Here is a 25,452-nt window from a genome sequence, read left to right on the forward strand (position 1 = left end):
CCCGCGAGGACGCCGAGACCAGCGCGCCTGAGACCTCCGCCGCCGAGACTCCCGCTCCCGAGGCTGCTGCGGCACCCGCCGCCGAGACCGCCGGTGACGAGCAGGCCGGCCAGGAGCGCCAGCGCAACCGCCGCGGCCGCTCGCGTTCGCGCGGTGGTGACGCCGACACCGATCAGGGCGGCGACGAGGCCGCGAACCGTCGCAGCCGTCAGGGCGACGCCGAGGAGCGCCGGTCCGACCGCAAGGACCGCGAGGATCGCAAGTCCGACCGCGAGGACCGCGGCAACGACCGCCGCGACGATCGCAAGTCCGACCGTGACGAGCGTGGCAACGACCGCAAGTCCGACCGTGACGACCGCCGGTCCGATCGCCGCAACCGCCAGGGTGACAGCGACGACAACCGTCGCGACAACGACAACCGCCGGGACAACGACAACCGCCGCGACAACGACCGCCGGAACCGCAACGGCTCCGACGACGACGAGCGCGGCGGCCGCCGCGGTCGCGGTCGTGACCGGAAGCGTCGCGGACGCGGGGGAGACGAGCCGGAGCTGCGCAGCGACGACGTCCTCATCCCCGTCGGCGGCATCCTCGATGTCCACGACAACTACGCGTTCCTCCGCACCTCGGGCTACCTGCCCGGGCCCAACGACGTCTACGTCTCGGCGTCGATGGTTCGCAAGAACGGTCTGCGCAAGGGCGACGCCGTCGCCGGTGCGATCCGTCAGCCGCGCGAGGGCGAGCGGGGCGGCAAGCGGGAGAAGTTCGACGCGCTCGTCCGCCTCGACTCCGTCAACGGGCTGAGCGTCGACGATGCGAAGAACCGCGTCGAGTTCTCGAAGCTCACCCCGCTCTACCCGCAGGAGCGCCTGCGCCTCGAGACCACCTCGAAGCTGCAGTCGACCCGCCTCATCGACCTCGTCACCCCGATCGGCAAGGGCCAGCGCGGACTCATCGTCGCGCCCCCGAAGGCCGGCAAGACGACGATCATGCAGCAGGTCGCCAACGCGATCACGGAGAACAACCCCGAAGTCCACCTCATGGTCGTCCTCGTCGACGAACGTCCCGAAGAGGTCACGGACATGCAGCGCGCGGTCGCCGGAGAGGTCATCGCCTCGACCTTCGACCGTCCCGCCGACGATCACACGACGATCGCCGAACTCGCGATCGAGCGCGCCAAGCGCCTCGTGGAGATGGGCTCCGATGTCGTCGTCCTCCTCGACAACATCACCCGCCTCGGCCGCGCCTACAACATCGCGCAGCCGGCCTCGGGCCGGATCCTCTCCGGTGGTGTCGACGCGAACGCGCTCTACCCGCCGAAGAAGTTCTTCGGCGCCGCCCGCAACATCGAAGGCGGCGGCTCCCTGACGATCCTCGCCACCGCCCTCGTCGAGACGGGGTCAAGATGGACGAGGTCATCTTCGAGGAGTTCAAGGGCACCGGCAACATGGAGCTGCGCCTGTCGCGCCAGCTCGCCGACAAGCGCATCTTCCCGGCCGTCGACGTCAACGCCTCGTCGACGCGTCGTGAGGAGATGCTCATGACGCCGGAGGAGACGAAGGTCATGTGGCGTCTGCGCCGCCTGCTCTCGGGTCTCGAGCAGCAGCAGGCCGTCGAACTCCTCATGTCGAAGCTCAAGGAGACCGGCTCGAACGCGGAGTTCCTCATGCAGGTGCAGAAGACGACGCCGCTGCCGAAGTCCTCGACCGACGACCACTGAGATGAGCAGTGACAGCCTCACGGCCGGCCTCGCCGTGCTCGTCGACGAGCACACGAGGCTGTCCGAGGAGCTCTCCGACCCGGCCGTGCACGCTGATGCCGGCCGGGCTCGGAAGCTGTCGCGCCGCTATGCCGAGCTCGACCGCATCGTCGTCGCGGCCCGTCGCGTCGACGAGCTGCGCGACGATCTCGCAGCGGCCGAGGAGCTCGGCGACGACGATCCCGAGTTCGCCGCCGAGGCGACGCGCCTGAGCGCCGAGCTCGAGGCGGCCGACGCCGAACTCCGCGACCTCCTCATCCCGCGCGATCCCGATGACGCCCGGGATGCGATCGTCGAGATCAAGGCGGGGGAGGGCGGCGACGAGTCGGCGCTCTTCGCCGGTGACCTCCTGCGCATGTACGAGCGCTGGATCGCCTCCCACGGGTGGTCGTCCCAGGTGCTCACCGCCACGCATTCCGACCTCGGCGGCTTCAAGGACGTGACGATCGCCGTCAAGGCCGGTGCCGACGGCGCGTACGGCTGGCTGAAGTTCGAAGGCGGCGTCCACCGGGTCCAGCGCGTCCCGGTCACCGAATCCCAGGGCCGCATCCACACCTCGGCCGCCGGCGTCCTCGTCTTCCCGGAGGTCGACGAACCCGAGGAGATCCACCTCGAGGACAAGGATCTGCGCATCGACGTCTACCGGTCCTCGGGCCCCGGCGGACAGTCGGTCAACACGACGGACTCGGCGGTGCGGATCACGCACCTGCCCACCGGGATCACCGCGAGCTGCCAGAACGAGAAGTCGCAGCTGCAGAACAAGGAAGCGGCGCTGCGCATGCTCCGCGCCCGCATCCTCGCCAAACAGGCCGAGGAGGCCGCCGCCGAAGCCGCCGACATCCGCCGTTCGCAGGTGCGCACCGTCGATCGCTCGGAGCGGATCCGCACGTACAACTTCCCGGAGAACCGGATCACCGACCACCGCACGGGGTTCAAGGCCTACAACCTCGATCAGGTGCTTGCCGGCGACCTCGACGCCGTCATCGGCTCGAACCGCGACGCCGACCGCGCGGCGCGCCTCGAGGCACTGGGGGACTGAGCTGGACCCGACCACCATGGACGTCCCCACTCTGCTGCGGGCCGGTGCCCGTGTGCTCACCGAGGCGGGGGTGCCCTCTCCCGAGACCGACGTCTCCGCTCTGCTGGCCCATGCATGGGACATCGATGCATCGACCCTGGCCCGTCGCCGGCTCTTCGCCGAGGCGGTCCCGGCCGCCGTCGCCGACCGGTTCGCCCGCCTCCTCGACGAGCGCAGCCGCCGCATGCCGCTCCAGCACCTCACCGGTGTCGCGCACTTCCGCCGTCTCGATCTCGCGGTCGGTCCCGGCGTGTTCGTGCCCCGACCCGAGACCGAACTCCTCGTCACCGAGGTCCTCGATCACCTCGCGCACCGGGAAGGCGACACCGCCCCGCTCGTGCTCGATCTCTGCTCGGGCTCGGGGGCGATCGCCCTGTCGGTCGCCCTCGAGCGCCCGGGCACCCGCGTCATCGGCATCGAACGCGAAGCCGCGGCCCTGCGGTGGTCACGGACGAACCTCGCCCGCCTCGACCTCGGCGCCTCCGACGTCGACCTCATCGCCGGCGATGCGACGACCGCGGCCAGCGACCATCCGGAGCTCGTCGGCACCGTCGACGTCGTCGTGACGAACCCGCCGTACGTGCCCGATGCGGCCGTGCCGAAGGACCCCGAGGTGCGCGACCACGATCCCGCCGCCGCGCTCTACGGCGGCGTCTCCGGACTCGAGATCCCCGCCCTCATCCTCGCTCAGGCGGCGCTCCTGCTCCGTCCCGGCGGACTCGTCATCATGGAGCACGCCGAGGATCAGGGCGCCGGGGTCCGCGAGATCATCGCCGGTGTGGCGGGTCTGGCAGCTGCGACCACGTTCCCGGACTACACTGGACGCGACCGCTACACGGTGGCCGCGGCGACCGCTCCGCGCACCCACCCGACGAGCTGACAGCAGGAAAAGAGATTCAGTGTCCCGACGATTCGACGTCACGCAGGCCGACATCCGCGATCTCGTCCTCGACGAGTGCGCGCGCGTCGTCGAGGCGGGCAACCTCCTCGTCATTCCCACCGACACGGTCTACGGCATCGCGGCCGACGCCTTCAACGCGTCAGCCGTCGCGGCCCTGCTCACGGCCAAGGGCCGGGGGAGGAACATGCCGCCGCCGGTGCTCGTCCCGCGCGCGGAGACGGTCTTCGGGCTCGTCGACGGCGTCGACGAGACGGTGCTCGCGCTCACCGCGAAGTTCTGGCCTGGACCGCTGACGATCATCGCGAATGCCCAGCCCTCCCTCGATTGGGACCTCGGGGACACCCACGGCACCGTGGCCGTGCGGATGCCCGACGACGAGTACGCGCTCGCGCTGCTCGGCCGGACGGGACCGCTCGCCGTCTCGAGTGCGAACACCACGGGAGAGCCGGCGGCCACCTCGGCGGATGCGGCCCAGGACATGCTCGGATCCGATGTCGAGATCTACCTCGACGGCGGCGGGCGCGACTCCGGTCAGTCCTCGACGATCATCGACCTCTCCGGCGACGTCCCCCGCATCGTCCGCAACGGGCCGATCACCGCAGAGCAGCTGCGGGAGATCGTGCCCGACCTTCGCGACCTGGACGGCTGAGTGCGCGCCTACCTCTTCATCCTCGTCGTCTCCGCGCTGGTGGCGTACCTGCTCACGCCCATGGTCAAGCGGGTCGCCGAGCGCGGGCTCATCTTCTCCCCGCTGCGCGAACGCGACGTCCACTCCGTGCCCACGCCGAGGCTGGGCGGAGTCGCGATGTTCGGGGCCGTCATCGTCGGCCTCCTCTTCGCCTCCCAGACGCCGTTCCTCCAGCGGATCTTCGTCGAGATGGGCCCGATCATCGGCATCGCCGGGGCCGCCGGACTGCTCTGTCTGCTCGGGATCATCGACGACATCTGGGACCTCCACTGGATCACGAAGCTCGCCGGCCAGGCACTGGCGGCGGGCTTCATGGCGATCAACGGCGTCGCCCTGCTCTCGATCCCCTTCGGCGGGGTGATCATCGGCAGCCCGCGGATGTCGATCATCGTCACGATCCTCGTCGTCCTCGTGACGATCAACGCCGTGAACTTCGTCGACGGACTCGACGGGCTGGCCGCCGGGGTCGTCGCGATCGGCGGCAGCGCCTTCTTCATGTACTCGTACTGGCTCGCCCGCGACGCCTCCCCGGACTCGTATGCGAACCTCGCCTCGCTCATCATCGCGATCCTCGTCGGGGCGTGCCTCGGCTTCCTGCCGCACAACTTCAACCCGGCCCGCATCTTCATGGGCGACTCCGGCTCGATGCTCATCGGTCTGCTGCTCGCCGCCTCGACGATCCGGGTCACCGGTCAGGTCGATCCCGCCCTCATCGGACAGGAGCGCGTCTTCGCGACGTACCTGCCGATCATCCTGCCCATCGCCGTGATGTTCCTGCCGCTGCTCGACCTCGGGCTCGCCGTCGTCCGCCGGCTCATGGCCGGGCAGTCGCCGTTCTCCGCCGATGCTAAGCACCTCCACCACCGGATGCTCCGCCTCGGGCACTCCCACGCCCGGGCCGTCCTCATCCTCTACACGTGGACGGCGCTCATCGCCTTCGGCTCCGTCATGCTCCTGCTCGTCCCGGCCGTCTCCGTCGTCATCGTCGTCGGCCTGCTCTTCGCCGTCACCCTCGTCTTCACCTTCTACCCGCTGCGCGCCCGCCGCCATGCCAGAGAGGAAATCTCGTGACCGACCCTCAGCCGACCTCGGAGACCGCCGTCCAGGCCGCCTGGACCCGCGTGTGGAGGACGATGCTCATTCGCGGGGCGATCCTCGTCCTCGTCGTCGCCGCCGCCGGCATGGGCATCGGCTGGCTCGTCTCGGGCAGCGCCGGGCTCATCGGCGGGGCGATCGGCGGGGGACTGGCCGCCGTCTTCATCGTCGTCACACTCGTCATCATGTACCTCGGACGCAATCTCGGGCTCACCGCGATCGCGGGGTTCCTCGGGCTCGGCTTCCTCTTCAAGGCGTTCATCTTCATGATCGTCATCTGGCGGCTCAAGGACGCCGTGTGGCTCGACGGCACGGTGGCCTTCTTCACGATCGTCGCAGCCGTCATCGGCTCCTCACTCGTCGAGGCGATCACCGTCGTCAAGGCGCGGGTGCCCTACGTCGATCCCGAAGCGGGACGGTCCCGCTGATCCGTCCATATGCCGAGCATCCACCGCTGCCAGGATTCGCTCAGCCAAGCCGCAAGGATTTGTCGGCAGCTCTCTACCGTTGGTAGAGTAGTTCCGGTGCTGGAGCCGTGTCGCTCCAAGTCGCTCCTGATCTTGATCCCCGCGCTCCTCGCGCGGCCGAAGGCCAGGCCATTTCCGGCCGATGACCATGGGAGAGAAACGTAAACGTGGGTAAACTCAACGCCGCGCAAACACTGATCCAAGCCGCTGAAGGCGGATATCACGCCCCGTCGATGGCGGAGTTCTTTCCCGCACCGTTCGCTTTCATCGGCACGCCGTTCGAGATGAACCGCGTGATGCTCATCCGCATCATCGCCACGATCGCCGTCGTCGTCGTCCTCGCCATCTGGGCGAAGCGGATGAAGCTCATTCCCGGCCGGTTCCAGTCGGCCATGGAGCTCGCCATGGAGTTCGTCACCGTCGGCATCGCCGAGGACACCATGGGCAAGGAGAAGGCGAAGAAGTTCATGCCGCTCATCGTGGCGATCTTCTTCGGCGTCCTCTTCTGGAACGTCACGAAGCTCATCCCGTTCTTCAACATGCCGGCCACCGGCGTCATCGGACTGCCGATCGTCCTCACCCTGACCGTCTACGTCACCTACCACTGGGCGGGCATCGCGCAGAAGGGACTCGGCGGGTACCTCAAGTCGGCGCTCATCCTGCCGAACGTGCCGTGGCCGATGCACATCCTTCTCATCCCCATCGAGTTCATCACGAAGTTCATCACGCAGCCGTTCACGCTCGCGATCCGACTCTTCGCGAACATGATGGTCGGCCACCTCCTCCTCGTCCTCTGCTTCTCCGCGACGAGCTTCTTCCTCTTCGACGCCAGCAACGGCTTCCAGTTCTTCTCGATCCTCACCTTCGCCGGCGGCTTCTTCGTCTTCCTCCTCGAGATGCTGATCGTCGTCCTCCAGGCCTACATCTTCGCTCTGCTCTCGTGCGTCTACATCAACGCCGCGATCTCGGACGACCACTGAGTCGTTCCCACAGTCTGTAACCACGTGTTGCAAGGCCGGGCCAACCCCCCGGCCGACATATGAAAGGAAAGCATTCAATGGATATGCTCGCTGAAGTCAACGGCAGTATCGCCACCGTCGGATACGGCCTCGCCGCGATCGGCCCCGGTATCGGCGTCGGCATCGTCATCGGCAAGACCATCGAGGGAACCGCTCGCCAGCCCGAGATGGCCGGTGCACTCCGCGGAAACATGTTCCTCGGTATCGCTCTGATCGAGGCGCTGGCCCTCATCGGCATCGCGACCCCGTTCTTCCTGCCCTGATCCAAAAGATCCGAAGAGGACTAAACGATGACTCCGGTACAAATTGTTGCAGCGTCTGAGAACCCGCTTCTCCCGGCGCTGTATGACATCGTCTGGAGTGCCGTCTGTCTGCTGATCGTCTTCCTGGTTGTCTGGAAGTACGTCCTCCCCGCCTTCAACAAGACACTCGACGAGCGTGCTGAGCGCATCCAGGGTGGCATCGAGAAGGCCGAGAAGGTGCAGGCCGAAGCCGATCAGGCTCTGGCCGAATATCAGAAGCAGCTCGCCGACGGTCGTGCGGAAGCCGCACGACTGCGCGCCGAGGCTCAGGAAGAGGGCGCTCAGATCATCGCCGAGATGAAGGCACAGGCTCACTCCGAGGCTGATCGCATCATCGCGCAGGCGCAGGTCCAGATCGACGCGGAACGCCAGTCCGCCATGGTGCAGCTGCGCAGTGAGGTGGGCACGCTCGCCACCGATCTCGCCTCCCGCATCGTCGGCGAATCGCTCACCGATGACACCCGGTCCGCCGGCGTCGTCGATCGCTTCATCGCCGATCTCGAAACGCAGTCGTCCGGCCAGCCGGTCAAGGGGGCGTGATGCTCCAGTCGAGCAGGCTGTCCCTGCAGGCCGTCCTCGAGGCCGCGAACGCTGAGATCGCCACCGGCAACGCCCGCGAGATCGGCGAGTCGCTGCTCGGCGTCGTCGGCGTGCTCGCCGACAACCTCGGCCTGCGCAAGGCACTCGCGGACTCCTCGGAGTCCGCGGAGAAGAAGCAGGGCCTGCTGCGCGCCGTCTTCGGCGCCCAGGTGCCCGAATCCGCTCTCACGATCGCCTCGGTGGCGGTCGGCCAGCGGTGGGCGCGCACGCAGGACTTCGTCACGAGTCTCGAGGTCGCCGGAGTCACGGCGATCGCGGCCGCGGCTCAAGAGCTCGGCCAGCTCGGTCAGGTGGAGGAGGAGATCTTCCGCTTCGCCCGACTGCTCGAGAGCGATCATGAGCTCTCGCGGGCGCTCGACTCCGATGCCGGGGCAGACGCCAAGCGCGCACTCGTGGAGAACCTGCTCGCAGGCAAGGCCTCGCCGGACACGATCACGCTCGTCGAGCACGCTGCGGTCCATCCGCGCGGGCTGCGCGTGGCGATCGCCCTCGACCACTTCAGCGACATCCTCGCCGCGCGCCAGCAGCGGTCCGTCGCCGATGTCACGGTGGCCAAGCCGCTGACGCCCGCGCAGACCGAACGCCTCGCTGCGGCGCTGGCTGCCAACTACGGTCGTGAGCTCGTGCTCAACGTCCAGGTCGATCCCGAGGTCCTCGGGGGAGTCCGGGTGCAGGTCGGCGACGAGGTCATGAACTCGACCGTCGCGGACCGTCTGGCAGAGGTCCACCGCAAACTCGCAAGCTGATCACGCTCGCCGGCAGATCCGGCGGCACAGGCGGCCCACCGGTCGTCGGACACACGTTCTGAGTAAAAGGAAGCAGGGAAACCACAATGGCGGAACTGACAATTCGCCCGGAGGAGATCCGGGACGCTCTGGGGAAGTTCGTTGAGTCGTACAACCCCGAGAGCTCGGAGAAGACTGAGGTCGGAAAGGTCGTCACCGCAGGTGACGGCATCGCCCACGTCTCAGGTCTGCCGGGCACCATGGCCAACGAGCTCCTCCGTTTCGAAGACGGCACCCTGGGCCTGGCCCAGAACCTCGACGAGCGCGAGATCGGCGTCGTCGTCCTCGGCGACTTCGCGGGCATCGCGGAGGAGCAGGACGTCTACCGCACCGGTGAGGTCCTCTCGATCCCCGTCGGCGACGGCTACCTCGGTCGCGTCGTCGACCCGCTCGGTCGCCCGCTCGACGGCCTCGGCGAGGTCGAGACCGACGGCCGTCGCGAGCTCGAGCTCCAGGCCCCCGGCGTCATGGACCGCCAGGAAGTGCGCCAGCCGCTGCAGACCGGCTACAAGGCCGTCGACGCGATGATCCCCGTCGGCCGCGGCCAGCGTCAGCTCATCATCGGCGACCGCAAGACCGGCAAGACGGCTCTCGCGATCGACACGATCATCAACCAGCGCGACGCCTGGGCGACCGGTGACCCCGAGCAGCAGGTCCGCTGCATCTACGTCGCCGTCGGTCAGAAGGGCTCGACCGTGGCGAACGTGCGCCGTTCGCTCGAAGAGAACGGTGCGCTCGAGTACACGACGATCGTCTCGGCCCCTGCTTCCGACCCCGCGGGCTTCAAGTACCTCGCGCCCTACTCCGGTTCGGCCATCGGCCAGCACTGGATGTACAACGGCAAGCACGTCCTCATCGTCTTCGATGACCTCTCGAAGCAGGCCGAGGCCTACCGCGCCGTCTCCCTTCTGCTCCGCCGCCCGCCGGGCCGCGAAGCCTACCCGGGTGACGTCTTCTACCTCCACTCGCGCCTCCTCGAGCGCTGCGCGAAGCTCTCCGACGCCCTCGGCGCCGGCTCGATGACCGGTCTGCCGATCATCGAGACCAAGGCCAACGACGTCGGCGCGTTCATCCCGACGAACGTCATCTCGATCACCGACGGACAGATCTTCCTCCAGTCGGATCTGTTCAACTCCGGTCAGCGTCCTGCCGTCGACGTCGGCGTCTCGGTCTCCCGAGTCGGCGGTGCCGCGCAGACGAAGGCGCTCAAGAGCGTCTCCGGTACGCTCAAGCTCTCGCTCGCGCAGTACCGGTCGCTCGAGGCCTTCGCGATGTTCGCCTCGGACCTCGACGATGCGACCAAGCGCGACCTCGCCCGCGGTGCTCGCCTCATGGAGATGCTCAAGCAGCCGCAGTTCGACCCGATGCCGTTCGAGAAGCAGACCGTGTCGATCTTCGCCGGCACCAACGGCTACCTCGACGATGTCGCCGTCTCCGACGTGCTGCGCTGGGAAGCCGAGATGCTCGACACCGTCGAGCGCAAGACCGAGATCCTCACCGTCATCCGCGAGACGCAGAAGCTCGAGGACGACGTCCGCGAGCAGCTCGAGAAGGCGCTTGACGAGTTCAACAAGAACTGGGTCGCTGACGAGAACGACGGCAGCAAGGCCGGCGCTGAGGACTCGTCCGTCGCCTCCTCCGATGACGTCGAGCAGGAGCAGATCGTTCGGCAGAAGCGTTGAACCTGATCTGTAACGGCGAAAGGAAGAACTGATGGGAGCCCAGCAGAGGGTCTTCAAACAGAAGATCCGCTCGACTCAGTCCTTGAGGAAGATCTTCAAGGCCATGGAGCTCATCGCCGCGTCCCGGATTCAGAAGGCGATCGCGCGTTCGCAGGCGGCCAGCCCGTATGCCAACGCCCTGACCCGCGCTGTCTCCGCCGTCGCGAGCGAATCGAACGTCGACCATGTGCTGACCTCGGAGCCGGACCATGTCACCCGCGCCGCGGTGCTCGTCATCGGTCCGGACCGGGGCTTCGCCGGAGCCTACTCCGCCAACCTCATCCGGGAGTCCGAGGAACTCGTCCGCCTGCTCAAGCAGGAGGGCAAGGAGGTCGCGCTCTACACGGTCGGCGGCAAGGCCGAGAGCTACTACACGTTCCGCGATCGTCCGATCGTCGAGGCGTGGACCGGGTTCTCGGAGAACCCGACCGCCGAAGATGCCCGGAAGATCGGCGAGGCGCTGCTCAAGGCCTTCGAGACCGACGCCGGCGACGGCGGGGTCCAGGAGATCTACATGGTCTTCACGCGATTCGTCTCCTCGGTCAAGCACGATCCCGAGTACCGGCGCCTGCTGCCGCTCGAAGTCGTCGACGCCGACGAGGCGACGACCTCGGGCAGCACCGGAGGCGGCGGGTCGGATGCCGGCACGATGCCGCTCTACGAGTTCGAACCGAGCGCGGAGGCCGTCCTCGACGCCCTCCTGCCGCGGTACATCGACTCGCGCATCCTCTCGGCACTGCTGTCCGCCTCGGCGTCCGAACAGGCCTCGCGTCAGGCGGCGATGAAGACGGCGACGGACAACGCCGACGACCTCATCAAGACCTACACCCGGCTGGCCAACTCGGCCCGTCAGGCGGAAATCACCCAGGAACTCACCGAGATCGTCGGTGGGGCCGACGCCCTTGCGGCATCGGCAGCCGGCGACTGACCGGTACGAGCAGAGAAGAAAGAGACCATGACTGCCACAGTTACGGATAACTCCCCGGCACAGGGCACAGCCCTCGGTCGCATTTCCCGGGTCATCGGCCCGGTCGTCGACGTCGAGTTCCCGCTCGATTCCGTGCCGGAGATCTACAACGCACTGACCACGACGGTTGAGCTCTCGGAGGGCACGCGCAAGCTCACCTTCGAGACCAGCCTCCACCTCGGCAACGGCATCGTCCGCGCCGTGTCCCTGCAGCCGACCGACGGCCTCGTCCGCGGCCAGGAAGTCGTCGACACCGGCGCGCCGATCTCGGTGCCCGTCGGCGACGTCACCAAGGGCCACGTGTGGAACACCACCGGTGACTGCCTCAACCTCGCCCCCGGCGAAGAGCTCGACATCACCGAGCGCTGGCCGATCCACCGTCCCGCTCCGGCCTTCGACGAACTCGAGTCGAAGCAGGAGGTCCTCGAGACCGGCATCAAGAGCATCGACCTGCTCACCCCGTACGTCCAGGGTGGAAAGATCGGCCTCTTCGGCGGCGCGGGTGTGGGCAAGACCGTCCTCATCCAGGAGATGATCTACCGCATCGCGCACAACCACAACGGCACCTCGGTGTTCGCCGGTGTGGGTGAGCGCACCCGTGAGGGCAACGACCTCATCTTCGAGATGGACGAAGCCGGAGTCTTCGGCGACACCGCCCTCGTCTTCGGTCAGATGGACGAGCCGCCGGGCACGCGTCTGCGCGTGGCCCTGGCCGGGCTGACGATGGCGGAGTACTTCCGCGATGTCGCGAACCAGGACGTCCTCCTGTTCATCGACAACATCTTCCGCTTCACCCAGGCCGGTTCCGAGGTCTCGACGCTGCTCGGCCGCATGCCCTCGGCTGTGGGCTACCAGCCCAACCTCGCCGATGAGATGGGTGTGCTCCAGGAGCGCATCACCTCGACGCGCGGTCACTCGATCACCTCGATGCAGGCGATCTACGTGCCGGCCGACGACTACACCGACCCGGCTCCGGCGACGACGTTCGCGCACCTCGATGCGACGACCGAGCTCAACCGCGACATCGCCTCGCGTGGTCTCTACCCCGCTATCGACCCGCTGACCTCGTCCTCGCGCATCCTCGACCCGCTGGTCGTCGGCGAGGAGCACTACCGCGTGGCCAACGAGGTCAAGGCGATCCTGCAGAAGAACAAGGAGCTGCAGGACATCATCGCGATCCTCGGCGTCGACGAGCTCTCGGAAGAGGACAAGCTCGTCGTCCACCGTGCCCGCCGCATCGAGCAGTTCCTCTCACAGAACACGTACACCGCTGAGAAGTTCACGGGTGTTCCGGGTTCGACCGTTCCCGTGGCCGACACCGTCGCGGGCTTCGCGAAGATCGTCTCCGGTGAGGTCGACTACATCCCGGAGCAGTGCTTCTTCAACGTCGGCGGCATGGACGATGTCATGCGCAACTACGAAGAACTGCAGAAGAAGTAAGCCATGGCAGTCCTCGATGTCAACGTCGTCGCAGCCGACCAGGAGGTGTGGGTCGGTGAGGCCAAGCGCGTCATCGCCCGCACCCTGGACGGCGAGATCGGCATCCTGCCCGGTCACGAACCCGTTCTCGGTGTCGTGGCCGATGGTGAGGCGAGGATTCTCACGACCTCGGACGAGACCGTCCGAGTGCAGGCCGACGGGGGATTCCTCTCGGTCGAGAACAATCGCGTCATCATTGCGGCTGATCAGGCCGAACTTCTCTGATCAGTCAATTACACTTGGCAACCGTGAACCCTTCCGTCCTGCTCATCGTTCTGCTTTCGCTGGTGGGACTGGCTCTTGCCCTCATCGTCGTCGTGACGATCCGGCGCAGGTCGATCTCGAAGTTGTCGGGTGCCTTTGACTGTTCGATCAACGTGGGCGAGGAATCCAGTTCCCGCCCACGTTGGCGTTTGGGCGTCGCGGTGTTCGCCGTCAGCTCGCTCGACTGGTATCCCGTGTTCGCTCTCAACCGGCGCGCGGCAGTGCGTCTGCCGCGCGCCGACCTCGACATCCTCGTGCGGCGCAAGCCCACCTCGGGGGAGCAGTACTCGGTGCTCCCCGACGCGGTCGTCGTCGACTGCTCGTACGGCAAGGCCGACGGGCGCCCGCGCAATGTCTCCCTGGCGATGGACACCGAGTCGCTGTCGACGATGGCCTCGTGGCTCGAGTCCTCGCCCCCCGGCTTCAATCCGACGATGGGACGGTTCACCTGATGGAAGTCTTCCGCCTCACCGGCCCCACGCAGCTGCGCGGCACCGTCGACGTGCGCGGTGCGAAGAACAGCGTCCTCAAGCTCATGGCGGCGAGTCTGCTCGCCGTCGGCAAGACGACGATCACGAACGTTCCCGCGATCCTCGACGTGCGGATCATGGTCGAGCTCCTCAGCCGCCTCGGATGCACCGTCGACTACGATGCCGAAGCCGGAATCGTCAGCATCGACGTCCCCGCCGAGGTGGGGATCCAAGCCGACTACGAACTCGTCCGCGCGATGCGGGCCTCGATCTCCGTCCTCGGACCGTTGACGGCGCGGATGCATTCGGCGCATGTGGCGCTGCCCGGCGGCGATGCGATCGGCTCCCGCGGCCTCGACATGCACCAGGCCGGACTCGAAGCCCTCGGCGCCCATGTGCGGCTCGAACACGGCTACTTCGTCGCCGAGGCCCCCGGCGGCCTGACCGGCACGGACATCGCCCTCGATTTCCCCTCCGTGGGAGCCACGGAGAACCTCGTCATGGCAGCGACCCTGGCCTCGGGCGTGACGACGATCGCGAACGCGGCGAAGGAGCCGGAGATCGTCGACATCTGCCTCATGCTCGTCGAGATGGGCGCCCGGATCGAGGGGATCGGCACCGCCGATCTCACGATCACCGGCGTCGACGCCCTGCATCCGGTCGTGCACCGCACCGTCGGCGACCGCATCGTCGCCGGCACCTACGCGTTCGCCGCGGCGCTGAGCGGGGGAGACGTCACGGTGCGCGGGGTCGGCCTCGACATCATGCCCAACGTCGCGATCAAACTCCGCGACACCGGCGCGACGGTCGACGACCTCGGCGACATCACCCTGGGTGACGGCACGCAGGGCAAGGGCTTCCGCGTCATCGGTCCCGAGCGTCCCCACGCGATCCGCGTCGCGACGATGCCGTTCCCGGGCTTCCCGACCGATCTCCAGCCCTTCGTCATTGCGCTCAACTCGGTCTCCGACGGCGTCGGGCTGCTCTCGGAGAACCTCTTCGAGGCGCGCTGGCGCTTCGTCCAGGAGGTCGCCCGCCTCGGTGCGAAGGTCCGCGTCGACGGCAATCATGCCCTCATCACCGGGGTCGACGAGCTCTCCGGCGCCGAGGTGGAGGCCTCCGACATCCGCGCCGGTGCCGGTCTCGTCCTCGCCGGTCTGCGGGCGGCCGGGATCACCGAGGTCTCCGGAGTCGATCACATCGACCGCGGCTACGAGGGCTTCGTGCAGAAGCTCCAGGCGCTCGGCGCCGACATCGTCCGCGTCAGCCGCGCCGACCGCCTCAGCTTCGACTAAGCTCCCTCTCGCACGGTGCGGCGACTCATCGGTCGTCGCTCAAGCCGCCCGTCGGTCAAGCCCGCCAGCACGTTTCGAGACTTCCCGCACATCCGCGAGCTCACTCCAGGCTGACCGCGGATCGCCGGTGTTGCACGCCTGGCTATCCGCGCTACGCCGTGACCGGCACCACCCGGGCGCTCACTCCAGGCTGACCGCGGATCGCCGGTGTTGCACGCCTGGCTATCCGCGCCACGCCGTGACCGATACCTCCGGCGTACTCGTGCCGGTTGACTGTCCACAGGCGCGTTCGCCGCTCATTAGTTATCCACAGGGCATTTTGATGCTCTTGCGGTTCGGATGCGTTCTGTTCCATGCTCGATTGCATGTATGCGTGCTTGGAGACTTCGGATCTGGTGGCGGCGAACTGGAACACCCATCAGATCAGATCTGCCGTCGATTGCTGCCTGCGGCGACTCCGGCGGGGACGATACGTCGTCACGCGTGCGTGCGACAATCCGTCGCACGCTTTCGTCGCAGCGATCGCGGAGGCGGAGGAGACCGCGTTGCCCCATGAGACCACGGGGATGCTCAAGCGCGGAGAGGATCTGAGGATTCTCGTCCGGTCATTCGTCCCCGACCTGCCGCATGACGCAGTGTTCTCCCATCGCAGTGCGCTGCTCGTCCACGGCCTGTCCGTGCCGTATGTCGATAGGGGTGAGGTGTACGTCGAAGTCGCGAGCCCTCGCAGCTCGGTCCGCCAGAGGGATCTCGTGGTCCGCCGACGGTCCCTGCAGCCCGACACCATCGAGATCGTCGACGGGATTCCGGTGACGACGGTGGTGCAGACGCTCCTCGATCTCGCCAGGGATTGTCCGTTGGCGTTCGCCGTGGCTGTTGCGGATGCCGCGGTGCGCTTGGGGCGGGTGTCTCTCGAGGAGTTCCGAGCGCACCAGTTGGCGCATCCTGTGCGGACCCGCCAGTCGCGGATCTCAGCGGTGCTGGAGAACATCGACGGGCGGCGTGAAACGGTGGCCGAGTCGATCTGCGCCGTTCGATTCGTCGAGTATTCGATACCGGGGTTCGAGCCGCAACTCGTCGTCTGCGACGCCGATGGTCGCTTCCTCGCTCGGTCCGACTTCGGCAACGAAGCGGTCAAAGTCATTGCCGAGTTCGATGGCGCCGGCAAGTACTATATCGATGACGGTGATCCGCACCGAGCCTTCGAACGCGAACGGAAGCGGGAGTACGCCCTGCGGAACGAGGGGTGGTTGGTCTTCCGCATTCGATGGGCCGATCTCTTCAGCGCAGACCTCTTCCTCAGGATCAAAGAGGCGGTGCGGATCCGCGAGACGGAGATCGCCGCGCGAGACCGACTCGCAGGCCCGATTCACGGCGCGCAGTGAGGGCGATCCAGTCGTCGGTCAAGCCGCAGCGCGGATAGCGGGGCGTGCACGGCCCGCCATTCGCACTCCCGCTTGATCGATAGGTAATGGGCGCCGAGGCGGTCAGAAGAGGCGCGTCTCCGGGTCGTCCATCCCGCGCAGGGCGTCGTAGTCGAGGACGACGCAGCGGATGCCGCGGTCCTCGGCGAGGGTGCGCGCCTGCGGCTTGATCTCCTGCGCGGCGAAGACGCCGGTGACCGGCGAGAGCAGCGGGTCGCGGTTCATCAGCTCGAGGTAGCGGGTGAGCTGTTCGACGCCGTCGATGTCGCCGCGGCGCTTGATCTCGACGGCGACGGACTTCTGCGCCTCGTCGCGCGCGAGGATGTCGACCGGCCCGATGGCCGTCATGTACTCGCGGCGGACCAGGCTGTAGCCCGAGCCGAGGGTGTGGATGTGCTCGGCGAGGAGCTCCTGGAGGTGGGCCTCGACGCCGTCCTTGACGAGACCGGGATCGACGCCGAGGTCGTGGTTGGAATCCGAGAGGACCTCGGCGACGGAGATGACGAGGCGGTCCCCGGTCTTCGCCTGCGCGACCGTCCACACTTCGCGCAGTCCTGCCTCGGCCTGTTCCTCGGTCGCCGGTGCGATCTGGACCGAGCACGGGGGAGTCATCCAGTTGAGCGGCTTGTACGATCCGCCGTCGGAGTGGATGAGGATCGAACCATCGGCCTTGAGCATGATGAGGCGGGTGGCCATGGGCAGATGGGCGGTCAGACGACCGGCATAGTCAACAGAGCATTCAGCTATCACGAGGCGCACCCGTCACACACTACGTGAGAGAATCGGCTTATGCCACGATCGAACTCCTCGCGTCGCCGGAACAAGTGGAGCACTCCCGGCCGGGACCTCTCGGAGTCCGTCGGCGGGCTGCGTCGCAGCCGCGATCTGCCCGACGGCACGTGGTCGGTCCAGCAGGTCGCAGGCAATGCCAGCGGCAAGGTCTACGTCTGTCCCGGGTGCGGTCAGAGCGTGTCCGCGGCGACAGCGCACATCGTCGCGTGGCGGCAGAGCGCCCCTCACGGTATCGACATCGGCGTCGACGCGCGCCGGCACTGGCACACCCGCTGCTTCGAGAAGTTCCGCTGATAGCAGCACGCCGGACACGCGAAAGGGGACCCACTGCAGTGGGTCCCCTTTCGCGTGTCCTCGTCTCACTCAGGCGCGTGAGCAGGAGGCTCAGCGCAGAGAGTTGCGCGTGCGCGCGGCCTTCGACCGCCCCGCGCCGTCGTTCGCCGAGGCGGCCCCGCCCGAACCCTGCGTCCCGGGCGTGGTGCCGGAGACCTGGGCGTCGATGGCGATCGTCTCGGCATCGGTGGCGCCGTTGGGCAGTTCCGAGGTGTCGACATCGGACTCGACCGATTCAGTCGTCGCCTCGTCGACGGTCGTCTTCTGGGCAGCTGTCGCACCGCTCTGATCGGCAGCGGTCTTGTCAGCCGAGCCCTTGTCCGCGGGGCTCTTGTCGGCCGTGCCCTTGTCCGCCGAACCTGCCGCAGCGGCTCCCTTGGCGGAGCCTGCCTTGGCGTCGGCGCCCTTCTTCGCGGCGTCCCGCTCCTCAGCGGCATCGGCGGCGAGGAGATCGGCGAGCGTCTCCCCGTCGGCGATCTGCTCGGTCGCGTGCGTCGCGGCTTCGGCCTTCGCCGGATCGACGGCGTCGCCGCCCATCACACCGGGCATCGCGAAGAGCGAGCGGAGCTGGTCGAGCTGCGCGGTGATCGTCTTGCGCTGCTTCGTGAGCAGATCGACCTGCGACTGCGCCGAGGCGACGTTGCGCTTGGCCTCGGCCGCCGACTCCTCGATCGTCGCCTCGGCCGTGGCGCGAGCCTCGGAGATGAGCGTCTGCGCCCGGGCCTTGCCGTCGGCGATGATCTCGTCGGCCTTCTTCACGGCATCGGCGCGCGTCGTCTCGGCGCGCTCGGCCGCCGTCTTCGCATCGGCGTCGGCCTTGGCCGCGCGGGACTGGGCCTCCTCGATGAGCTTCTTGTTCTCCGTCTGCGCGGTGTCGTAGCGCTTCTTCCGCTCGGCCTCGGCGTCCTTGCGCTTGGCGGCGAGTTCGACCTCGAGGTCGTTCGCAGCCTTCTTCGACGCCTCGTCGCGGGACTTCGCGGCGGCGAGGAGCTCATCGGCCTGGGCCTGTGCGGCGGCGATGGTCTCATCGGCCTGGGTCTTGGCCTCGGCGCGGAGGTCGGTGGCCTCCTTCTCCGCGGCGGCGCGGAGCTCGGCGATCTCGTGCTCGAGGCTCTCGCGGGCCTCCTTCGACGCGGCGTCGTTGGCCTCCTTGGACTGGAGGGACTCGCGCTCGGCGGTGGCCTTGAGCTCGGCGGCGCGATTCTCCGCGGCCTTGACGGCCTCCTCGGCGCGCAGCTCCGCGGAGCTGATGATCGCGTCGGCCTCGGAACGGGCGCTGCTGAGGGTGTCGTTGCTCTCGGTGTGCATCCGCGCGCGCGCGGATGCCGCCTCGGCGCGGGCCTTGTTGCGGATCGTCTCGGCATCGGAGTTCGCCTGGGCCAGCGTCTCGCGGGCCTGGGATTCGGCGATCTTGAGGAGATGGTCGATGCGGGATCCGGGAGGACCGGCCGCCTCGGCGTTCTCATTGGCCGCCTTCTTCAGCTGTGCCTTCGCCTCGGACAGCTCACCGGCGATCTGGAGCTTCGCTCGATCGGCGTTGATGACCTGACTGCGGGCATCCGACAGCGCCTTTCGCACGGATTCGATCTCCGTGCGCAGCTGCTGCAGTCGGGAATCGACTTCGCTCTTCTCGTACCCGCGCATCGCTGTGCGGAATTCTTCGGTGGGCGTCACTGAAGCTGACTCCTGTCGTCTCAAGGGGATGTTGTCGTGCCTGCGCGCTCCCCACTCTATCGGACTCAAGATGAGTGTTGTGTCCGAATCCGGCGGTCGGAACGGGACTGTGCACCGGTGCGGTGACCCCGCGCACAACAGCTGCAGCGAGTGGACCGCGGGGCCGCCTCGGCGAACAGGAACGATGCTCGGTGGGCGCGATATCCGGGGTCGCACGCCCCCGCGGCACCCCAGTGATCAGTGCCACAGAGGGCTCGGTTACCCTGGGAGCAAGCAGCTCACCGCCGTGCAGCACCTGCCCGGGGCGAGGACATCCTTGATCAAGGAGGAAACATGACTGAAGCAGTGATCGTCTCAGGCGCGCGCACACCGTTCGGCAAGCTCTCGGGAGCCCTGGGATCGCAGACCGCGGTCGACCTCGGGGCGGCCGCGATCAAGGGGGCCCTCGACCGTGCGGGCATCTCCGGTGATGAGGTCGAGTACGTCATCATGGGACAGGTCCTCCAGGCCGGCCTCGGTCAGGGTCCGGCACGTCAGGCCGCGGCCCAGGCGGGCATCCCGATGAGCGTGCCCGCGATCACGATCAACAAGCTCTGCCTCTCGGGCATCAACGCGATCACGCAGGCCGCGCAGCTCGTCCGCGCCGGGGAGTACGACGTCGTCGTCGCCGGTGGCCAGGAGTCGATGACGCTGGCCCCGCACCTGCTCGAGAAGTCGCGGGCCGGGTACAAGTACGGCGATGTCGTCGCCAAGGACCATATGGACTACGACGGCCTCTGGGACGCGTTCACCGACCAGGCGATGGGCGGGCTGACCGAGGAGGCGAACAAGGGCGATTCCGAGTTCAGTCGTGAGCAGCAGGACGCGTTCGCCGCGCAATCGCACCAGCGTGCCGCGGCCGGATGGGAGTCCGGCGTCTTCGAGAACGAGGTCGTGCCCGTGACGATCACCAGCCGCAAGGGCGAGACGACGGTGACCGACGACGAGGGCGTGCGCCCGGACACGACGCCCGAGTCGATGGCGAAGCTGCGTCCGGCCTTCCGCAAGGACGGGGCGATCACCGCGGGCAACGCCTCGCAGATCTCCGACGGTGCGGCCGCCGTCGTCGTCATGTCGAAGGAGAAGGCCGAGGAGCTCGGGGCGCCGATCCTCGCCGAGATCCGCGCGCACGGATGGACCGCCGGTCCGGACTCGACGCTCCAGCACCAGCCCTCGCAGGCGATCCGCGCGGCCGCCGAGAAGGAGGGCGTCGCCCCCGACTCGTTCGACCTCTACGAGATCAACGAGGCGTTCGCCGCCGTCGGACTCGCGAGCACGCAGGACCTCGGCATCGATCCCGAGAAGGTCAACGTCAACGGCGGTGCGATCGCGCTCGGCCACCCGATCGGGGCCTCCGGGGCCCGCATCGTCCTCACGCTCGCCCTCGAACTCCAGCGCCGAGGCGGCGGCACCGGTGTCGCGGCGCTGTGCGGCGGCGGCGGCCAGGGCGATTCGCTCATCATCTCCGTTCCCGCCCAGAGCTGAGGTCCGATGGCGGCGGCGCGGGTGGTGAGTGTCAGCAGCGACGCGGAGCATGCGTTCTCGAAGCCTGTCCGCGACGCGATCGACCTCGTCGAGGGCATCGGCGTGCGCGGTGACGCGCACGCCGGGGTCACCGTCCAGCATCGCTCCCGCCTCACCCGCACGCCCTCGGCGCCGAACCTCCGTCAGGTCCATCTTCTCCACGCGGAGCTCTTCGACCGCCTCGGCGCCGCCGGGTTCGCCGTCGGCCCCGGGCAGCTGGGTGAGAACATCACGACGCTCGGCCTCGATCTCCTCGCGCTGCCGGTGGGCACGCGCCTGGGCATCGGGGACGCCGTCGTCACGCTCACCGGTCTGCGCAATCCGTGCGCGCAGATCGACGGACTGATCCCCGGACTGCTGGGGCAGGTCGTCTTCCGCGACGACGAGGGCCAGACCGTGCGCCTGGCAGGTGTCATGGGCATCGTCTCGACCAGCGGCACGGTGCGACCCGGGGACGCGGTGACCGTCGAGCTGCCGGACGGCGAGCCCCACGCCTTGGCGCCCGTCTGACCCACCTCGGCGAGCTGACCGGAGCACCGCCGCAGCGTTTCCTCGGCCCCGAACTGACGACACCTGACACGACAGCAGACCAGCCACGACAACAGGAAGGCATCACGATGCTTCTCGCATTCTCCGTCGCCCCCTCGGGCACCGGCCGCAGCGACGGCTCCGTCCACGAGGCCGTCGCGGCGGCCGTCGAGGTCGTCCGCGCCTCCGGGCTGCCCAACCGCACGACGAGCATGTTCACCGAGATCGAGGGCGAATGGGACGAGGTCTTCGACGTCGTCAGGCGCGCCACCGAGGCGGTCGCACCGTTCGGCTCCCGCATCTCCCTGGTCATCAAGGCCGACATCCGCCCTGGTCATGACGGGGAGATCGAGGCCAAGGTCGACCGCCTTGAGGACGCTCTCGAGGCGCGGAGGAAACTTTCCGACGAGTAATCGGTGACAGGCGCGCCGAACGGGTCTATCGTCGGATTCAGGAAGAAGGAGGATGACCCATGAAAAACGGATCCGCGTATTTCACCACAGCCACTGCTCTGACCATGATCGCCCTGCTCGGGTTCATGATCGCCGGCTTCTTTCCGCTCGCGGCCGAAGTGGCCTTCGGCGTCGAAGCCCTCGCCGTCATCCTCGCCCTGACCGGCGTCGTCATCCTGGCGTTCGTCACGGTGCGCAAGGCGCTCGAGAAGGCCGGCAGCACCCACTGAGCTGACGACACCTCGGCGGTCCCGCATCCTCCACCCGGTCATCTGACCAGGCGGGGGAGTGCGGGGCCGCTTTCGTCTGCCCGGCGGCGATCGGTTACGATGTGTGGGCCTCCGTAGCTCAGTCGGATAGAGCAACCGCCTTCTAAGCGGTAGGTCGCGGGTTCGAGCCCCGCCGGGGGCGCACAGTCCAGGGCAATTGTCGCTCGTCACGGCGTGCCTGGTGGAGCTCAGCTGTGAAAACGTGGAAAGTGGATGCGTGATGACAGACAGCGGAAATGCCGTGACGCCACCCGTGGGCGGAGCTCTCGCCGATATCGCGAAGAGGATCTCCGAGACCCGCTTCACCCTGCAGACCGACGACGCGGCCGAGGGCCGCCGTCTGCTCGGATCGCTCTCGGCTGAGATGACCGACTTCATCCTCCCGCGGATCAACCGCGCTCCCGCACCGTTCCTCATCGCCGTCGGCGGGTCCACCGGGGCCGGCAAATCGACACTCGTCAACTCGCTCATCGGGCGTGCGGTCAGCCCCGCCGGTGTGCGACGCCCGACGACGGCCAACCCGATCGTCATCCACAACCCCGCCGACGCGAAGCACTTCGAGGCCCAGACCTTCCTCGCCGACCTGCCGCGCAGCACCGATCCGGCCTCGCCGACCCCGGCGCTCGTCCTCATCCCCGATGCCGACATCGCGCCGGGCACCGCGATCCTCGACTGCCCCGACATCGACTCGATCGCCGAGGCGAACCGGGACCTCGCCCGCCGCATCCTCATGTGCGCCGACCTCTGGCTCTTCGTCACCACCGCCAACCGCTACGCCGACGCCGCGCCGTGGACCCTGCTGCGCGATGCCGCGCAGCGGAGCACCTCGGTGGCCATCGTCCTCGACCGGGTGCCGCCGGAGGCCAACCGCGAAGTCCGCCACCACCTCTCCCATCTCCTCTCCGAGGCGGGACTGGCCCAGTCGCCGATCTTCTCCGTCGCCGAGCTCCCGCTCGAGGACGGGCTGCTCCCGCACACGGCCGTCTACCCGATCCGCTCGTGGATCCAGGAGGTGAGCTCCGAAGCCGAATCCCGGAACCGGATCCGGCGGCGCACCCTGACCGGGTCGATCGCCGCGCTCCCGGCCCGCGTCGACACCCTCGCCTCCTGCGCCGAGTCCCAGGAGGAGGCGCACGCCGAGCTCGCCCGCATCGTCGACGAGCGCTTCCGCGCCGCCCACGACGGGCTTTCCACGGTCGTCTCCGACGGCCGGATCCTCCAGGGGGCGGTCAACGCCCGGTGGCAGGACTTCGTCGGCACCGGGCAGCTCTTCCGCGGTCTCGAACCGACGATGGCCCGCATGCGCGACCGGATCTCCGCCGCCGTGACGGGCAAGCACGATGCCGCCTCGCCGCTGCACATCGCGATCCTGCGCAGTGCCGCGATCTCCCTGCGCGAAGCCGCCGTCGACGTCGTCGACGGGGTCGTCGACGACTGGGGCCGCACCCCGGCCGGTGCCGCTCTCGTCGAATCCGATCCGGGCCTGCGCGCCCCGACGAGCGAACTCGAGGACCGGGTCAAGGAGGCGGTGAGCGGCTGGTCGAACGAGGTCAACACCCTCGTCCGCGACATCGGTCAGGGGAAGAAGTCGAAGGCGAGGATCCTCTCCTTCGGCGTCAACGGCGTGTGCGCGGTCCTCGAATACGCGACCTTCTGGGACCCCCAGCACGCCCGGGCCGCGGACGCGCAGGCCGCCGGTCCCGGGGTCGCCCTCAACCTTGCGGGAACGATCTTCGGCGAACAGGAGGCCGTCAGCCTCATCGCCTCGATCAGGGACCGCTTCCTCACCGCGGCTGCCGGCATCGTCGGCGACTGCCGCGTCCCATTCGACAGCGCACTACGACTGACAGCGGTGCCCACGCGGCAGTCCGGAGCCCTCCGAACTGCCGGTGCCCGCCTCGAGGAGGCATTGTGAACGATTCGGCACAGTCCGAGATCCGCCGGCTGGCCGAGGGCATCCGCCACTCGCTCGCGCTCGACCCCGACAAGGTCAGCCCCGACGTCCGCGCCGATGCCCAGAGCCTGCTCGAGCGCGCCGACGATCGCCTCGACCTCGGCGAGGACTTCACCGTCGTCGCCTTTGCCGGCTCGACGGGGTCGGGCAAGTCCTCGCTCTTCAACGCCGTCGCCGGCCTCGACATCGCCCGGGTCGGCGTCCGCCGTCCCACGACCTCCCGTCCCACCGCGTGCGTCTGGGGAGAGGGCGGCCGGGAGATCCTCGACTGGCTCAAGGTGCCCGAGCGCAGCCGCACGTGGCGTGAGTCCGCGCTCGACGGCGACGACCAGCGCCGCCTCCACGGGCTCATCCTCCTCGACCTGCCCGACCACGATTCGACGGCCGTCGAGCACCGCGTCGAATCCGACCGCCTCGTCGGGCTCGTCGACGTCGTGTTCTGGGTCGTCGACCCGCAGAAGTACGCGGACTTCTCCCTCCACTCGGAGTACCTGACGAAGCTCGCGGAGAACAGTTCGAACATGGTCGTCGTGCTCAACCAGGTCGACAAGCTCAGCCCCGACGAGCAGAAGGCCGCCGCCGATCATCTCCGGCAGCTGCTCGCCGAGGACGGGCTCACCGACACCGAGGTGCGGCTGTCCTCGGCCGTGACCCGCGAGGGCATCCCGCAGCTGCGGTCGATCCTCGCCGACACCCTCGACTCGAAGCAGGCCGCGGCCGAACGGCTGCTGGCCGACATGCAGGCGATGGCCCGGCGGATCAAGGCGGAGCTCGGCGACCCGGTCGCCACCCCGGACGAGCTGCCGGGTGCCTCCCATCTCGTCGAGACGATGTCCGAGGCCGCCGGTGTCGAGGCCGTCGCGCAGACCGTTCACGACGACTACATCCGCCGCGCCTACAAGCGCACCGGTTACCCGCTGCTCGCGTGGATGCAGCGCAACGCCCCCGACCCGCTCGGGGCCAAGCACGGGCTGACCCGCGATGAGCTCATCCGCGCCTCGGTGCCGGCGACGAGCAAGACGCAGAGCTCGCAGGTCCGGCTCATGGCCCACGACCTCATCACCGAATCCGTCTCGACGCTGCCGCGTCCGTGGCAGACTGCCGCCGCCGAGGCGGAGAAGCAGAGCACGAACCAGCTCGCCGACACCCTCGACTCGGCCGTCACGGCTGTGGACATCGAGCGTCGCACCCCCGGCTGGTGGTCGTTCGCCGGCTTCCTCCAGATCGTCTTCTTCGTCGCCACCGTCATCGGTCTCCTCGGCCTCATCGTCGTCGCGGCCCTGACGTTCGCCGTTCCCGGAGCCCTTCCCGGGTGGACGTGGGCCGTCGTCATCGGTCTCCTCGTCGTCGGGATCCTCGGCTCGGTCATCACCTCGGTGATCGCCCGCAACGCGCGGAACAAGGGGGCGGACGAAGCCGCCGAAGCGGTCGATCGGGACCTGCGCACCGCCGTCGCCCAGGCCGCGCAGAGCTCCTACCTGCAGCCGGTGAACGCGGTCATCGCCGAGCACCGCGACGCGTACGAGAGACTCGCCTGAGACTCGAGCTCACAGGCGGCACGACTCGCGTGCAG

25 protein-coding genes, 1 tRNA gene and 1 pseudogene are annotated in these 25,452 nt (G+C 68.2%); 25 read left to right on the forward strand and 2 right to left on the reverse strand.

From position 1 onward, the window contains the following. From rho to AC2W7K_RS12895, 17 genes and pseudogenes are all read left to right on the forward strand, one after another. Positions 1-1,720: pseudogene (gene rho, locus AC2W7K_RS12815) on the forward strand (transcription termination factor Rho); the annotation flags it as partial. 1 nt (position 1,721) lies between these two features. Continuing rightward, positions 1,722-2,798, forward strand: coding sequence for a peptide chain release factor 1 (gene prfA, locus AC2W7K_RS12820; protein WP_211977768.1), 1,077 nt, complete (start codon positions 1,722-1,724; stop codon positions 2,796-2,798). A 16-nt stretch (positions 2,799-2,814) separates the two neighbouring features. Next, a complete protein-coding gene (gene prmC, locus AC2W7K_RS12825) occupies positions 2,815-3,717 on the forward strand; it encodes a peptide chain release factor N(5)-glutamine methyltransferase (RefSeq protein ID WP_198498592.1) in 903 nt (300 codons plus the stop codon). 19 nt (positions 3,718-3,736) lie between these two features. Beyond that, positions 3,737-4,387 carry an L-threonylcarbamoyladenylate synthase gene (locus AC2W7K_RS12830; protein WP_140955146.1) on the forward strand — a complete coding sequence of 217 codons (651 nt, stop codon included), beginning with the start codon at positions 3,737-3,739 and terminating at the stop codon, positions 4,385-4,387. Further along, positions 4,388-5,497, forward strand: coding sequence for an MraY family glycosyltransferase (locus AC2W7K_RS12835; protein ID WP_198498593.1), 1,110 nt, complete (start codon positions 4,388-4,390; stop codon positions 5,495-5,497). Further along, positions 5,494-5,949 carry a Cg1360 family ATP-synthase-associated protein gene (locus AC2W7K_RS12840; RefSeq protein WP_198498594.1) on the forward strand — a complete coding sequence of 152 codons (456 nt, stop codon included), beginning with the start codon at positions 5,494-5,496 and terminating at the stop codon, positions 5,947-5,949. The genes AC2W7K_RS12835 and AC2W7K_RS12840 overlap by 4 nt, the downstream gene beginning before the upstream one ends. Before the next feature lie 272 nt (positions 5,950-6,221). After that, positions 6,222-6,968, forward strand: coding sequence for a F0F1 ATP synthase subunit A (atpB, locus tag AC2W7K_RS12845; RefSeq protein WP_198498595.1), 747 nt, complete (start codon positions 6,222-6,224; stop codon positions 6,966-6,968). A gap of 77 nt (positions 6,969-7,045) precedes the next feature. Then, entirely contained in the window at positions 7,046-7,270 is a 225-nt protein-coding gene (atpE, locus tag AC2W7K_RS12850; RefSeq protein WP_198498596.1) for a F0F1 ATP synthase subunit C, read from the forward strand. 27 nt (positions 7,271-7,297) lie between these two features. Then, a complete protein-coding gene (locus AC2W7K_RS12855) occupies positions 7,298-7,849 on the forward strand; it encodes a F0F1 ATP synthase subunit B (protein WP_137825931.1) in 552 nt (183 codons plus the stop codon). After that, the gene (locus tag AC2W7K_RS12860) at positions 7,849-8,655 is read left to right on the forward strand and encodes a F0F1 ATP synthase subunit delta (RefSeq protein ID WP_198498597.1); all 807 of its coding nucleotides are present in this window, start codon (positions 7,849-7,851) and stop codon (positions 8,653-8,655) included. Before AC2W7K_RS12855 ends, AC2W7K_RS12860 begins: the two co-directional genes overlap by 1 nt. Positions 8,656-8,741: 86 nt before the next feature. Next, entirely contained in the window at positions 8,742-10,376 is a 1,635-nt protein-coding gene (gene atpA / locus AC2W7K_RS12865; protein WP_198498598.1) for a F0F1 ATP synthase subunit alpha, read from the forward strand. 31 nt (positions 10,377-10,407) lie between these two features. Then, positions 10,408-11,343 carry a F0F1 ATP synthase subunit gamma gene (locus tag AC2W7K_RS12870; protein ID WP_140955141.1) on the forward strand — a complete coding sequence of 312 codons (936 nt, stop codon included), beginning with the start codon at positions 10,408-10,410 and terminating at the stop codon, positions 11,341-11,343. 27 nt (positions 11,344-11,370) lie between these two features. Further along, the gene (gene atpD, locus AC2W7K_RS12875; RefSeq protein WP_140955140.1) at positions 11,371-12,822 is read left to right on the forward strand and encodes a F0F1 ATP synthase subunit beta; all 1,452 of its coding nucleotides are present in this window, start codon (positions 11,371-11,373) and stop codon (positions 12,820-12,822) included. Between the two features lie 3 nt (positions 12,823-12,825). Beyond that, positions 12,826-13,086, forward strand: coding sequence for a F0F1 ATP synthase subunit epsilon (locus tag AC2W7K_RS12880; RefSeq protein ID WP_137825936.1), 261 nt, complete (start codon positions 12,826-12,828; stop codon positions 13,084-13,086). A gap of 23 nt (positions 13,087-13,109) precedes the next feature. Beyond that, entirely contained in the window at positions 13,110-13,577 is a 468-nt protein-coding gene (locus AC2W7K_RS12885) for a DUF2550 domain-containing protein (RefSeq protein ID WP_137825948.1), read from the forward strand. Next, entirely contained in the window at positions 13,577-14,890 is a 1,314-nt protein-coding gene (gene murA, locus AC2W7K_RS12890; RefSeq protein ID WP_198498599.1) for a UDP-N-acetylglucosamine 1-carboxyvinyltransferase, read from the forward strand. The genes AC2W7K_RS12885 and murA overlap by 1 nt, the downstream gene beginning before the upstream one ends. A 395-nt stretch (positions 14,891-15,285) precedes the next feature. Then, the gene (locus AC2W7K_RS12895; RefSeq protein ID WP_198498600.1) at positions 15,286-16,275 is read left to right on the forward strand and encodes a hypothetical protein; all 990 of its coding nucleotides are present in this window, start codon (positions 15,286-15,288) and stop codon (positions 16,273-16,275) included. 102 nt (positions 16,276-16,377) lie between these two features. On the opposite strand, the gene nucS is transcribed toward AC2W7K_RS12895, so the two are convergent. Further along, positions 16,378-17,073, reverse strand: a complete 696-nt coding sequence (gene nucS / locus AC2W7K_RS12900) for an endonuclease NucS (RefSeq protein WP_198498601.1) — start codon at positions 17,071-17,073, stop codon at positions 16,378-16,380. A gap of 30 nt (positions 17,074-17,103) precedes the next feature. On the opposite strand from nucS, the gene AC2W7K_RS12905 reads away from it, so the two are divergent. Further along, the gene (locus AC2W7K_RS12905; protein ID WP_232623572.1) at positions 17,104-17,400 is read left to right on the forward strand and encodes a hypothetical protein; all 297 of its coding nucleotides are present in this window, start codon (positions 17,104-17,106) and stop codon (positions 17,398-17,400) included. A gap of 90 nt (positions 17,401-17,490) precedes the next feature. Here the strand turns inward: AC2W7K_RS12905 and AC2W7K_RS12910 are convergent, their stop codons facing one another. Next, positions 17,491-19,113, reverse strand: coding sequence for a coiled-coil domain-containing protein (locus AC2W7K_RS12910; protein WP_198498602.1), 1,623 nt, complete (start codon positions 19,111-19,113; stop codon positions 17,491-17,493). A 333-nt stretch (positions 19,114-19,446) separates the two neighbouring features. Between AC2W7K_RS12910 and AC2W7K_RS12915 the strand changes: the two genes are divergently transcribed. From AC2W7K_RS12915 to AC2W7K_RS12945, 7 genes are all read left to right on the forward strand, one after another. Continuing rightward, entirely contained in the window at positions 19,447-20,637 is a 1,191-nt protein-coding gene (locus tag AC2W7K_RS12915; RefSeq protein ID WP_198498603.1) for an acetyl-CoA C-acetyltransferase, read from the forward strand. A 6-nt stretch (positions 20,638-20,643) separates the two neighbouring features. Continuing rightward, the gene (locus AC2W7K_RS12920) at positions 20,644-21,186 is read left to right on the forward strand and encodes an MOSC domain-containing protein (RefSeq protein WP_198498604.1); all 543 of its coding nucleotides are present in this window, start codon (positions 20,644-20,646) and stop codon (positions 21,184-21,186) included. A gap of 107 nt (positions 21,187-21,293) precedes the next feature. After that, a complete protein-coding gene (locus AC2W7K_RS12925; protein WP_486006263.1) occupies positions 21,294-21,617 on the forward strand; it encodes a thiamine-binding protein in 324 nt (107 codons plus the stop codon). A 59-nt stretch (positions 21,618-21,676) separates the two neighbouring features. Further along, positions 21,677-21,886, forward strand: coding sequence for a hypothetical protein (locus AC2W7K_RS12930; RefSeq protein WP_198498605.1), 210 nt, complete (start codon positions 21,677-21,679; stop codon positions 21,884-21,886). Between the two features lie 107 nt (positions 21,887-21,993). Next, positions 21,994-22,067, forward strand: a tRNA-Arg gene (locus AC2W7K_RS12935). 78 nt (positions 22,068-22,145) lie between these two features. Next, positions 22,146-23,840: a dynamin family protein gene (locus AC2W7K_RS12940; RefSeq protein WP_232623573.1), complete on the forward strand. Its 1,695-nt coding sequence runs from the start codon at positions 22,146-22,148 to the stop codon at positions 23,838-23,840. Continuing rightward, positions 23,837-25,417, forward strand: coding sequence for a GTPase (locus tag AC2W7K_RS12945; protein WP_198498606.1), 1,581 nt, complete (start codon positions 23,837-23,839; stop codon positions 25,415-25,417). The genes AC2W7K_RS12940 and AC2W7K_RS12945 overlap by 4 nt, the downstream gene beginning before the upstream one ends. Positions 25,418-25,452 lie beyond the last annotated feature (35 nt).

The sequence above is a fragment of the Brevibacterium sp. LAARM2_SD2 genome (assembly GCF_057364785.1).